This is a genomic window from Neochlamydia sp. S13, from assembly GCF_000648235.2.
Classification (GTDB): Bacteria; Chlamydiota; Chlamydiia; order Chlamydiales; family Parachlamydiaceae; genus Neochlamydia.
In genome coordinates this window covers 1494147-1506676 of sequence record NZ_AP017977.1, presented here as the reverse complement: position 1 = coordinate 1506676, position 12530 = coordinate 1494147, and the positions used below count along the sequence as shown (strand labels likewise).

8 protein-coding genes are annotated in these 12530 nt (G+C 37.9%); 1 reads left to right on the top strand and 7 read right to left on the bottom strand.

The genetic code is table 11. The annotated features are described in order from the left end of the window. Nucleotides 1-6 precede the first annotated feature (6 nt). Nucleotides 7-666 carry a hypothetical protein gene (locus TY21_RS05825; RefSeq protein WP_130589576.1) on the top strand — a complete coding sequence of 220 codons (660 nt, stop codon included), beginning with the start codon at nt 7-9 and terminating at the stop codon, nt 664-666. A gap of 998 nt (nt 667-1664) precedes the next feature. On the opposite strand, the gene dnaK is transcribed toward TY21_RS05825, so the two are convergent. The 7 genes from dnaK to TY21_RS05790 form a co-directional block, all read right to left on the bottom strand. After that, a complete protein-coding gene (dnaK, locus tag TY21_RS05820) occupies nt 1665-3641 on the bottom strand; it encodes a molecular chaperone DnaK (RefSeq protein ID WP_042240432.1) in 1977 nt (658 codons plus the stop codon). A gap of 139 nt (nt 3642-3780) precedes the next feature. After that, nucleotides 3781-4401 carry a nucleotide exchange factor GrpE gene (locus TY21_RS05815; protein ID WP_052354496.1) on the bottom strand — a complete coding sequence of 207 codons (621 nt, stop codon included), beginning with the start codon at nt 4399-4401 and terminating at the stop codon, nt 3781-3783. Between the two features lie 14 nt (nt 4402-4415). Further along, nucleotides 4416-5609: a heat-inducible transcriptional repressor HrcA gene (gene hrcA / locus TY21_RS05810; protein ID WP_079979886.1), complete on the bottom strand. Its 1194-nt coding sequence runs from the start codon at nt 5607-5609 to the stop codon at nt 4416-4418. 217 nt (nt 5610-5826) lie between these two features. Beyond that, nucleotides 5827-6600: a hypothetical protein gene (locus TY21_RS05805; RefSeq protein ID WP_039383681.1), complete on the bottom strand. Its 774-nt coding sequence runs from the start codon at nt 6598-6600 to the stop codon at nt 5827-5829. Between the two features lie 159 nt (nt 6601-6759). Beyond that, nucleotides 6760-8127 carry a hypothetical protein gene (locus tag TY21_RS05800; RefSeq protein ID WP_042240433.1) on the bottom strand — a complete coding sequence of 456 codons (1368 nt, stop codon included), beginning with the start codon at nt 8125-8127 and terminating at the stop codon, nt 6760-6762. 287 nt (nt 8128-8414) lie between these two features. After that, entirely contained in the window at nt 8415-10151 is a 1737-nt protein-coding gene (locus TY21_RS05795) for a hypothetical protein (RefSeq protein WP_042240436.1), read from the bottom strand. Nucleotides 10152-10536: 385 nt separating this feature from the next. After that, entirely contained in the window at nt 10537-12525 is a 1989-nt protein-coding gene (locus tag TY21_RS05790) for a heavy metal translocating P-type ATPase (protein WP_042240439.1), read from the bottom strand. Between the last annotated feature and the right edge of the window lie 5 nt (nt 12526-12530).

Genomic DNA, 12530 nt, shown 5'->3' with positions numbered 1-12530 from the left:
AAAGGTATGTCACGTCGTCCCGCAGAAAAGATTTACACCACTGCTTATGGAACATTTGAGAATCCTAATGTCTCCCACTTAGAACTATCACGTTGGTTCTCATCCTATATAACAGAAGGGGCTTTCTTTGGTTTTTGTTGTATGTTTAGGGAGCATGAGCTAGGAGAGGAGAATGATTTTAATAGGATGTTTACGTGCATTGATCTTGTTAAAAATGATGAACAAAGAAAAATAGAAAGAAAGCTTTATAATGGCAAGCCCTCCTTTTGGGGAAATATTCAGTCTTCACTTTTTTCTATCGGTCGAACTCTTTTATCTAAAGGTCAATCCTCTAGCGAAGTTGAAGAAAAGAAAGAGACTCAAGCATTAAGCTTACCCTCCACAGAAGCAAGTGTAGCTGGATTTATAAGCCTTCCTACCAAACCCGTAAGCAATTATCAGATCAAGCAACAAAAGGTGCTAGCAAAGCTTGCCCAAGATTTGCCGGCGATGATGGAAGTATGGAATGTGGATTCCTTTCAAATTTTAATTTCAGAGCAAATGCTAGCCGAAGGCTATGAATATGAAGCTGCTTACTCGGGAAATAGGATCCTACTTTTCCATAAACGGGTAGAAAACCAAGGGGCTGCAATTGCAGCCATCGATCCATTGCCAACTCAAGAATAATCATGAGCGGTCAAAGGGGGACCAGATTTAGATGGGATTTTGCCGGCATCTGCAAAATCAAATGTACTTGCGAATAGTTTTTTTTCGTATTTAATGCACTTTCTGCTTTATATTGGCTCCTTATCGTCAAAAAATTAAGCAGGCCTACCCCCGTAACCGCTTACGAAAAATCGGATTAGAAAAGAGTAGAAAATATGAGGTAATGATATCTTTTTTATTTTATATAGGCATTCTTTTTATATAAATTGCTATTTATTAATTTATGTTTAGTAGGTTTAATAAATTTTTTTAAGAAATATAAGATTAATGTAAAATCTTCTATCATCTACCAAGTGGTGTTATTAATAAAAAATTGCTTTCTTCTTAAAATCCAATAAGAACTAAGTATGTCTTATCATTTGGCCGATCGTCCGGCTAATGAATTAATGGAAGCTTGGAAGTAAGAGATGCAACGAGCGAATGACTTCGAAAGTATGAAAACATGCATTAAGGAGTGCTTAGATAAAAATCCTGCTTTTTGTAAAATTCTCCAAGAAAACAGCGATTTGCAAGGCAGCAATCAAAAACTTACACATACCTCGAAAATGAAGAGCTTTTTTCTAAATTTCATGCAGGTTTAGGAGAGGCAGAAGAGATTTTATTACCTGTGCCCTAATTTGATAATTCGCTACTTGTTAACGCGAGTTATTGGATAAGAAAGCCATCTAAGGCCGCTTTAAATCGTATCCTAAAATGTAAACTAACTCATTAACTTTTGTTTGGCTGTGCGAGTAGGTTGAATGCAGGGCTTGTGAGGTTGGTAAGCGTTATCTACAACTTCACTAGTTTAAGTTCTAGCAAACCCGTTTTATTCTGTTGAAATAAAATTAAGAGTAAAAGATTGGAGATGTGAGGCCAGTACTCCTCATCATAAATAATTGCTAAGGGAAGGAAAAGTAGGCCGCAATAAAGAAAAAGAAGACAGCGTTTTTTTCGCTGTCTTCTGAAATGCTGACATCTTATTTTTTATTGTCATCAATAATTTCTACGTCTGCTTCCTCTATCGTCTCTTCTCCATTGCCTTGCTTCTGAGACTCTTGCTGCTCAGCACCAAAGTCAGCTCCTGGGCCACCTGTAGACTGCCCATAGGAAGCATCAGGGCCTCCTGCGTGCGGACCTGCAGCCCCTGCCTTTGCTATGGCTTCCCCAATATGTTGCATTTGGGTCTCCAATTCCTGTTTAGCTGTTTTTATACGTTCGATATCCATGCCTTCTAAAGCTTTTTTAATAGCCTCGATTTTGCTTTGGATCGTATCGACAAGATCTTTAGGTAGCTTTTCTTTATACTCTTCAATTGATTTTGCCGCACGGAATGAGAGGGAATCCGCTTCATTGCGAATTTCGACTTCTTCCTTGCGCTTTTTATCTTCTTCGGCATGAAGTTCAGCATCTTTAAGCATACGTTGGATGTCATCTTCACGTAGCCCTGATTGAGCTTCAATACGAATTTTTTGTTCTTTGCCACTCGATATGTCTTTTGCAGAAACATGCAAAATACCATCCGCATCGATATCAAAAGCTACTTCGATCTGTGGGATACCTCGAGGAGCTGGTGGAATATCGCTCAAGTCAAACCGTCCTATTTCTCGGTTATCATTGGCCATCTTACGTTCACCTTGCAGAACACGGATCGTTACGGCAGGTTGATTGTCAGCAGCGGTAGAGAAAACCTGTTTCTTTTGAGTAGGAATGGTAGTGTTACGCTCTACAAGAGGAGTCATTACGCCGCCCATTGTTTCGATACCAAGCGTTAGAGGTGTAACGTCGAGTAAAAGTACATCTTTTACCTCGCCTGTTAAAACTCCACCCTGGATCGCTGCACCTACAGCTACCACTTCATCGGGGTTAACACCTTTATTTCCTTCTTTACCAAAAATGTCTTTTACAACCTCTTGCACAGCAGGCATACGAGTCATTCCACCTACGAGAATAATTTCGTTAATGTCCTCTTTTTTTAAGCCAGCATCTTTCAAGGCTTTTAGGCAAGGTTCTTTAGTACGCTCGATTAGGTTATGAGCTAAGCTTTCTAGCTTTGAGCGAGTTAGGGTTAAAGACAAGTGTTTAGGCCCGGTAGCATCCATGGTGATGAAGGGTTGATTAATCTCTGTAGATTGTGTACCAGAGAGTTCAATCTTCGCCTTCTCGGCTGCATCACGTAAGCGCTGCAAAGCCATCTTATCATTATGCAGATCGATGCCATTTTCTTGTTTAAAGCTATCAAGAATCCATTTAAGAATTTCGTTGTCAAAATCGTCTCCACCCAAGTGAGTGTCACCATTCGTGGCTAACACTTCGAACACACCATCTCCTATTTCTAAGATAGAAATATCAAAAGTGCCTCCTCCTAAGTCAAATACCGCGATTTTCTTATCACTCTTTTCTTTATCTAAACCATAAGCTAATGCCGCGGCGGTAGGTTCAGGGATGATACGTTTAACATCTAAACCAGCAATACGACCTGCATCTTTCGTGGATTGGCGTTGAGAATCGTTAAAGTAAGCAGGAACTGTAATCACAGCCTCGGTCACTTTTTCTCCCAAATATGCTTCTGCTGTCTCTTTCATCTTAATTAAGATTTGTGCACCCACTTCTTCGGGACTAACGATCTTATTACCTAATACTTCAAAGACTGCATCTCCATTGGCATTTTTAGTAACTTTATAGGGTACTGTTTTAATCTCCGACACCACTTCATCGTATTTACGGCCAATGAAGCGTTTTGAAGATGAAATAGTATTTTCCGGATTAGTAATAGCCTGACGCTTTGCAGGAATACCTACAAGGCGCTCATTGCCTTTATAAGCTACAATAGAGGGAGTGGTTCTTGTACCTTCAGCATTAGCAATGACTTTAGGAGCTCCACCTTCCATCACTGCTACGCAGGAATTTGTAGTTCCTAAGTCAATGCCTATAATTTTTGATTTTTTTTGAGTCATCTTTAAAACTCCTTATTTGTAATTTGCTATGTGATGGTTTATTTGGCTTAAAGCCTTATGTAAGTGTTATAGCTTTGCTTTCAGAAAAGGCAACACTCACTTAAGCGTTTTCTGTACTAAATTCAACGTTTACTTTCACTCATTCATTTGTAGAGGAAGATAAATTTTCCTCTACATGCGGTTCAGAACTTGATTTTTTGGCAACTTTTACTCGAGCAGGTCGAATAATTTTGCTACCCATTTTATAGCCTTTAGTATTTTCCTCGACGACAGTGCCTTCAGGAAATTCTGTAGTTTCTATCATTTCTACTGCTTCATGGTGATGAGGATCAAAGGGCATGCCTACCGATTTAAAAGCATGCACATCATTATTTGTAAGAGCTTCTTTAAATTGATTAAGTATCATTTTAAATCCAGTGGCCCAGTTATTTACCTCTTCAGACATTTGATCTGTAAAAGACAAAGCCTTTTCCATATGATCAAGAGGAGTAAGAAAATCTACTATCACGCTTTGAATAGCCATCTGCATCATTTCTTGTCGTTCTTTATTTAAACGTTTTCTTAAATTTTCTGCTTCAGCAATCGAGCGCAAATATTTGTCTTTATATTCGTTTATCTCTCTTTTGAGATGCTCGAGTTCAAGATCACTAATATGTACTGTTTTTGGCTCTCTTTTAGGCTTTGATTCCTTTTCTAAAGCCGCTTGCTTTTCTAAAGATTGAGTAGATTCATCTTTATCAGGTATATCTTCAATAGTCATGTTTTGCTCCTCTTTTACGTACCATTGTGTTCAATAAGCATGAGGGAAGATTCACCCAAAAAGCATGGCTTATCCGGTTGGGTACTGATCGTCCCTCGCTGTGGTTGACGAAATGTAATTTTAAATTTGTAAATACTTCGGGTAATAGCTTCGCTAATGTTTTCTGAAAAGTTATGCAATAAGCCAAATAGATGCCGATAGGGCAAGCGTATAGGGCCTAGCAATCCTATGGCTCCCACACACTGTTTATTGGCATAATAAGGAACTGTAACTACAGAACATTCTTGCGGACCCACAGAAAGAAAATCAAGATCCTCACCTATCCAAAACTTTAAGGTCTCTTTTTTGCTGCATTCTTTTAGCAATAAGCGCATAGAAGGAACGTTTTCAAACAAAGAGAGACAGTGGGTAAGCTTTGAGACGTCTTGCATCTCGGGGTAAGCTAGCAATTTTGAGAAACCGGTACGATAGATATCTTCATCAGTAAAGTTAGAATAACTAACGATGTAGCGCACCATAATTTCATTATAAAATAATTGAGCTAAGTTTTTTTCTTCTTCAGTAAGATTATCTGGTGTGTTGATGTCTATCGAGCTAGGGGATTGATGGATACGGTTGAGTCGCCATTGAAAGTATCTTTCCATTCGTTTTAAGGAGAAGGTGCTCATTCGCTTATCAAGAGGCATGATTTCCGTTTGTATCAGGCCAATGCTAGTAAGAATGATACATAAACAACGTGTATGATCGATCTCCACAATTTTTATTTGATTGATATAATCTTGGTCAAAACGAGGGGCAGATAAAAAGACGGCACATTCTGCTAGGTGGCTTAATGTTTCAGCAGCTTCTTGTAGGTAAGAAGCTAGTTCGTGAGTTTCTTTATCTCGAAGTTTTTGAAGTTCATGTTGGTAAGCTTCTGAAGTCTGCTGTGTGGTAGAATGTTCCTGGGCGTATAGACGGAATGCTTGAGTTGTAGGAATACGTCCACCGGAAGAATGCTGTTGAGAAAGATAACCCTCTTTTTCTAAATTCGAAAAATAGTTACGAATGGTAGCCGAGCTTAACTCTTCAAAGCGAAATTCTTTAAGGGTATGAGAGCCGATAGGTTTACCCGTTTTAAGGTATAATTCAATCAGCCCCATTAAAACTTGCCGCTCACGGTTATGTTTAGCCGATTTTTTTACGGTAATAAGTTTTAACGCTTTCAAGATGTGCTCCTTCCTTTGTGAACTTATGATAATTTATCAGGTATTTGCGATCAAGCAATTTTTAGCAGTTAATGTTTTTAATTGCTAAATTTTAGAAAATGCTCTTTCAAGGGAGAAAAATATCAATAAAAACCCCTCTTGGTAAGATACACAAAAGAGGGGTAACAACTTAGACAAGAAGTTTATCTAGAAAGGTTAAAAAAATTTGCTCTAGATCCTAAAAATTAGGCTCTTCGCTAAATATTTTTCTTAGATGTCGAGCAGCATCTTTAGAAGGAGTAGGGGGAGTGGAGTGAGGAGAAGAAAAAGGGGTCGATGAAATTTCATCCTCTACTTCTTCCGGTAAAGTTTGTTCGTTATTCTCCACATTCAGCTCATCATTATATAATACTCTTAGAATTCGAGCTGCATGGGTGGCAGGGGTAGGAGGAATAAGTGGAGGTTTTTTTGGAGGGGTAGCCAATACTTCATAACAGGTATCCGTTCTTATCCAAGGCGTACTTTCTATTAAGGAAGGGGGAATAAGTGTAGGCTCCACTTCGCTACTTACCGAGGGAATGGCTAGAGATTGATTTAATTGCTGAATTTCAGTTGCCTTTTCTTGCAGAGTCGTAGTCAAAATGTTAACTTCTTCTTGCAATTCTAGGTTTCTAACAGCTAACTGCTCGACCATCTTGTTTTTTTTATAAACTTCTAATGCCAATAAAGCACATGCCCCTACTGCTGTTGCTATAATTTTTTCAGAGGAAATGGCTATAAATTTTGATTCGAAGTTATTTAAAATTCTAGGGTCGATCAAGGTGATCTGCTCCTGCTTAATGCATTTAATGGCTAGTAAAACAGTAGCTGCAGTCGCTCCAAACACTATCGTTTTTACTGTAAAGGAATAAAAATTTTTCTTAAGATTTGAAGGCTGGTGAGGGGAAGCGGCTAATGGAATAGCCGCAGAATCATTCTGCGAAACCTGGCTATTAGGTGTAAGGCTTGACATTTTTGCTTTTCCTTTATTTAAAAATGCTTTTTAAGGATATAAGAAACTGTTAGGGAATAAAAATCTGTTTCGTAGGAATTAACTATTTAAAATTTTATTGTCTTTTGCCTAGGACAGAGCTTTAAATGCTTAAAAAGATGGGTTCTATTTTCGTTCGGCCTATTTTATTGCATTTACCATCTTATCGATCGCTACTAAGATTTCTTCTTTGCTTGAATTTCTTTCCATCAGGCTGTAGATTTTATTGCGCAGTTTATCTATGAAATCTTTTGTACCTTCTTTAACTTCATGAACATAGGCTTTAGCTTTACTCCTAATCTCTTCAGCCTCACGTTCTTTATCTTGAATAGCAGCTTTTAATGCCTGGAGCTCCTCAGTTAGTTTTTCAATCTTGGCAGCATGGACTGGGTTCTCAATTGAGGTATCAGCACTTAGATGTTCTGCAGCACTGGCGGAAGAAGTAAGGGTAGATGGAACATTTTCATCGCTTGAGGGGCTCTCGCTTAATCTTTTTTCTAATCTTTCTTGCCTAGCTTTTAAGTCTTTAATTTCTTCCACTTGATGTTTTGACAATTCCATAGTATTATCTAAATTTTTTCTTAAAAGCCCAATCTCTTGTTCTTTTTTGGCTAAGCTGTCCTGTGCAATATCAAGTTTTGATCTTGTCTCTTTTAACCTAACTTCAACAGCCCTCTTCTCATAGTCGACTTTAGTGAGCTTCTTCTTCATTTTTTCTATCTCTTTCTGCGTTTCCGAAAGCTTTTTTTCTATTTCTGCTTTGGCTATCTGAGTTGTATGAAGTTCATTCAGTGCAGTGTGCGCGACCTTGATGTTAGACTCGGAATTTGAAGAATTTTTTACTTCCTGTATTTCATTTTCTTTGTCAGCAACTATTTTCTTTGTTTCTTCAAGTTGTTGTTGGAGGGCTTGAGTCTCTTCAATTTTAATGCCCACCCTAGTATTTAATTCATTAATCTGTTGAGTAAGCTCACCTATTTGCTCTTCAGCTTTAGCTATAGTTTCTCGTGCATGTTGGAGTGTTTCTTTCGAGTGGTAAGTTTCTTCGTAGCTAGTTCGGATTTCTACTTTTAGTGCCTCTATTTGTTGATTAAGTTGAGCTATTTTTTGTTTAGCAACTTCATCTTCATGATTAATAGGTTGATTTCTTAATTTTTCTATCTGTTGATTTAAAGCATTATTAGCTTGAAACAAAGTTTTAACTTTTTCTGTCAGCCTCTTCACTAGGTTAATTAATGAAAAAGGAACTTTAAGACTGCTGGCTAGAATAGTAGAGATAAACGTTCCTGTTAACGCAGTAGTAGCACAGGCTCCTGCAATCATAGGAGAAGCAAAAATGAAGGCTGCTACAGCGGCTGCGGTAGAAGCTATGATTGCCAGGCTGCCAAAGCAGATAGTAGCTACTCGGCGACCTTGCATATTTCCCGGAGATTCCTTTCTTTTGAGGGAGGGTTGTTCATCTCCTAGATATAAAGCTTGCAAAGCATTATTTATTACTTCTTGTGTCATTTGTTTCTCCTTAAGAAATTTCAGCGTAAAATGACCTTAAGTTTATAAGTGTACTTAGGTTTTTTTACAAGAGGAATATGATTTAGTTAGGGAAGATAACTTTTTAAAATGGAGCCTATCTATTATTGTTTAAATTTTCTGCTTGCTTTTTATTCTCTAAAAGAACAAAGTATTTGGCTTTATTTTTTTATTTGTCGAAAAATGGAATAAGAGAAGCAGCTTGAAGGCAGGTCTTGCCGGGCACAGCAAGACCTTAAAAGAAAGATAAAATGATTAGCCTTTATAGCTTATTTCTTCATATTAAGAGATGTAAGGCAGTGCTCCACAAGAGGAATAATCTTTTTGTTAGCTTTTTTGTTTTCTTCTAATTTAGCCTTAAATTTTTCTAAAAGATCTGCTTTATCTTTAATGTAAAGCAGCCGCTCATTTTTAAGGTTTTGTGTTTCTTTCTTAAGCTCCTCTAGCTCGTTTTCATTGGTAACCAAAGCATTATTCTGTTTTAATTTCTCTCTTAGATCTTCAATTTCTGTTTTAAAAGCCTCATATTTTTTAAATATTAAGTTATTGAAATTTATGTCAATCCATTCAATAGCAGACTCTCTTGCTTCATTGCTAACTTTACTGCCTAATGCTAGGATCTCTTTTTTTAATACGCCTAATACATGGAGTTGCTGCTCGATAGAAAAGGTTAAGGCCATATCTTTGGCTCTAAAATACTGTTTCAAATCATCTTCCATTTGAGGGGTAAAGTGTAAAGGAGAAGTTTGGGCAGCAGGTTGAGAGTTTTTCTCGTGAGCAAATCTTACTTGTTTATCGCTGGAAGATTTATCTTCAGGATGTCTAATTTTTTCCTCTTTAATTCTTTCTACTAAGGTAGCATTCAGTTCTTTCAAGTTGATAAATTCGTGACTTAATTTTTCATTCTCTTTGCGAAAGGTCTGGATATTTTTTTGAAGCTCTACTATCTGCTTTTCTTTGGTCTCTACGTTGGTGGCTTGGTTCTGAATTTGTTTTCTCAGGGCTTCTACTTGCGCATCCAGTGCGGCATTTTTCTGAGCTATTTCTTCAGAATGCTGTTGAGACTGCAGCATTTTTTTAACCGCTTTTAATTTTTCTTGCAGTTCAAAAACCTCATTTCCTTTTTGTTCTAACAATTTCTGATGCGTATTTTTAAGTTGGTCAAAGTCGGCATTTTTTGCTTTTAAGCTATCTTCTAAGTGTTTTTTTTCTTGAATAAGTTGCTCCAAGGCGGCTTGTAGCTTTACCTTTTCCTTCTCCTGAGCCTCTACCTTAATTTTTTCTTTGCTATTTACTTGTCCTTGGGTAGGAACTGTTTGTTGAGGGATATTTTTTTGCGTTTCTTCTAACTGTTTTTGGATCTTGTCTAATTGTTTGCTTAGTTCCAGGATTTTAGCTTCTTTTGCTTTTATCTGAGTCTCATAATCCTCTTTCATTCGTTGTTTCGTGCTTTCTGCATTTAACAAACTTTTGTTAAGATTTACTAACTTTTCCTTTATGTCTTTTATCTCACTTCTATGCTTCCCTAGAATTTTTGCTGCATCCTCTAATTTCTCTTGAGTCAATGGGGATGTTATTTCACCTTCGCCTGTATGAAGCTCTGCATCGAATTCTTTAATGCTTTGATTTTCCTCTGCCTCCGCATTGGCTTTTAGCCGATTGAGCTCTTGAAGTCGGGTTTCAAGGCGAGCAACTTGGGTTGTAAGTTCACTATGTTTTTTTAAATCTTCAGCAGAAAGATTTATACGAGTGGCGGAAATAGTAGCTAAAATTGTTGTCACTAAAGCCGTGGCCGCTATAGCAGCTACCAAGTAAGAAGAAAAAACTGCAGCTGCAACAGCTGCGACTGCTGCCACGCTTGCTGTGACCCCTAAAGTGGCGATTGTAAAAGTCTTGCCTCTGTTCATTGAACCAAACTGAACCGGCATATTTTTTTTATCTGCTAAAGATTGTCTTTCCATCGCTGGCTCTGCAACTCTAGCTCTTGTTACGGTAGGTGCGGACATTTTTTTCTCCTTGGTAAACGTAAGTTTATTTATAACAACAATTTATAGAATGAGAATGTTTTTTTTACAACATATTTCATTAACATTAAATTAAAAGAATATTTGCCAGGATACACTACTAAATAGAGGGGAGTAAAAAAATAGTAAGAGAGGATAAGAAAGGAGGTGAGGGACTCTTAAGAGCTCTTTTGCGTACTTGTAAGCATTTAATCCACTATAACTTTAAGTCAATGAATTAGCTTAAGAAGACATTAAAAAAAACTCCTCTTTAAAAAATCCTCTATGGATTATCAAAATTTTTTTAGCTTAGGATTGCTTTTAGAAGAGGAGCTAAATTAGTAAGCCTAGGTGTTAATATCAGGCCGGCTTAGATAGAAGACAAGGTTTAACTTTTTAGAAGACGTAGCCCATTTAGTCCTACTATTACAGTGCCTCCTTCATGCATCAGTACTGCTAGCCATAAAGGGATGAATCCAGCAATAGAAGGAATAGTAGCAATAAAAATGGCTGCAATAGCTATAAAAAGGTTTTGCTTTACAACTCGTTGAGTTCTTTTTGCCTTAAGAAAAAGCCAATCTAGTCGTTCAATATTATCTTGCAAAAGCACAATGTCAGCGGCTTCAACAGCTGTAGTTGTTCCTACTTTTCCCATGCAAATACCTACTGTTGCGCGTGCAAGAGCAGGGGCATCGTTAATGCCATCCCCCACCATGGCCAAACCTTCTTTTTCCGCCAGTTGTGCTACATGTTTTAGTTTATCTTCCGGTTTCAAATTAGCATAAAAAGAGGAGATACCAAGCTCCTTAGCAATGCGCTCAGCACTATATTGATGATCACCCGTCAACATAACCAGCTTTAAGCCCATCTTTTGGCTAAGATTTTTTAAAGTGTTTTGAATGTTAGGCCGTATTGTATCGAGAAAGCGGAATAATACTAAGTGTTTACCAGCTAGAAGAGGGGAGACAAGTTCACCCTGACTTTGTAATTCCTCACATTTATCTAATAAAACTTTAGCCTGGGTAGGACTTAATTTTCCTGCAATAAATTCAGGGTGTCCAATAAGGACAGGAACATCTCCCTCGGGTAGAATAACGGTTCCTTCAAGGCCACTGCCTGGGATTGCTTTAAAATTTTTAAGCTCGACGGGTAAAGTTTTAGTGTGATGAGAATAAGCTAAGATAGCTTTGGCTATAGGGTGTACGGCATTTTTTTCCAGCGCAAAAGCGATGCTGAGGGCTGTAGCTTTATCAATTCCTTGATCCAAGGTTTCTATAGCTGCGCAGGTAAGTTCTCCTGTGGTTAGGGTACCTGTTTTATCGAAGGCTACTATATTACAAGAAACTAATGCATCTAAAATGACTCCTCCTTTTAGCAAAATGCCGCGCTTTGCACAAGCTCCTACAGCACTTAGATAAGCAATAGGCATAGCTATAATTAAGGCACAGGGTGAAGCGGCTATTAAAAAAGCTAGAGCTCTATATACTGATCCTTCCATGCCTAGAAAAGGGATAGAAAGTAGATAAGGCAAAATGAGCACGAAGAAGGCGGATAAGCAAATGATAGAAATAGCATAACGGCGGCTAAACTTATCAAACCAGCGTTGAAGCTTAGGTCTGGCATCTTGAGCTTGAGTAACTAATTGAATGATTTTGGCCAAGGTCGAGTCAGAGCTAGTTCTAAGCACTTGCAAAACAAGAGCTCCATCTAAGTTAGTGGCTCCAGCTGGCACCTCATTTCCGACTTTTTTTGTCACAGGAAAATTTTCGCCTGTCAGGTGGACAAGATTTACGCTTGAAATGCCCTCAGTCACTACTCCATCTAAAGGCACCACTTGACCCGATTTAACTAGAATATTTTCGCCTACCTGAATTTCATTGATAGCTCTCTCTAGTAATGTCCCATCTGGTTGTACTATACTAGCTTTGGTGGGAGAAAGTTTATGCAAAGCACTGATAGCACTTTTAGCTTTTTCTGTGACCGCTTGCTCCATGGCACCTGATAGAGCAAAAAGGACAAGTAGTAACCCTCCTTCCATTCCGCTTCCAATTAAAACGGAAGAAAATGCAGCTAAAGTCATCAAAATATCAATATTAATATCTAAATTAGCTAGATCCTCAAAAGATTCGATTAAGGCAGGAATGCCTGCTAAAAAATAAACTATAACTAGTAATAATGTAGATAGGGAATGAGTAACCTTAAACCAGGAAAATGCAAAAGAAATAGCGAGTAAAATAGTAGCTGCTATTGAAGCCTTTAAGGTAAGATTGACTCCCCACTGACGACTTGCGGGCTTAATGAAAGGGCTTGAAGTTTCAGGAGAATCCAATTCAAAAAACTCTCCAAAAGCAGGTCTGTGAGTCTTGCTAGCATGCATAATAA

Excerpts from the sequence above, each read along its gene's own strand:
- TY21_RS05815 (WP_052354496.1), bottom strand. The coding sequence starts at position 4,401 with ATGACTATTGAAGATATACCTGATAAAGATGAATCTACTCAATCTTTA.
- TY21_RS05795 (WP_042240436.1), bottom strand. The coding sequence starts at position 10,151 with ATGTCCGCACCTACCGTAACAAGAGCTAGAGTTGCAGAGCCAGCGATG.
- TY21_RS05825 (WP_130589576.1), top strand. The coding sequence starts at position 7 with ATGTCACGTCGTCCCGCAGAAAAGATTTACACCACTGCTTATGGAACA.
- dnaK (WP_042240432.1), bottom strand. The coding sequence starts at position 3,641 with ATGACTCAAAAAAAATCAAAAATTATAGGCATTGACTTAGGAACTACA.
- TY21_RS05790 (WP_042240439.1), bottom strand. The coding sequence starts at position 12,525 with ATGCATGCTAGCAAGACTCACAGACCTGCTTTTGGAGAGTTTTTTGAA.
- TY21_RS05800 (WP_042240433.1), bottom strand. The coding sequence starts at position 8,127 with ATGACACAAGAAGTAATAAATAATGCTTTGCAAGCTTTATATCTAGGA.
- TY21_RS05805 (WP_039383681.1), bottom strand. The coding sequence starts at position 6,600 with ATGTCAAGCCTTACACCTAATAGCCAGGTTTCGCAGAATGATTCTGCG.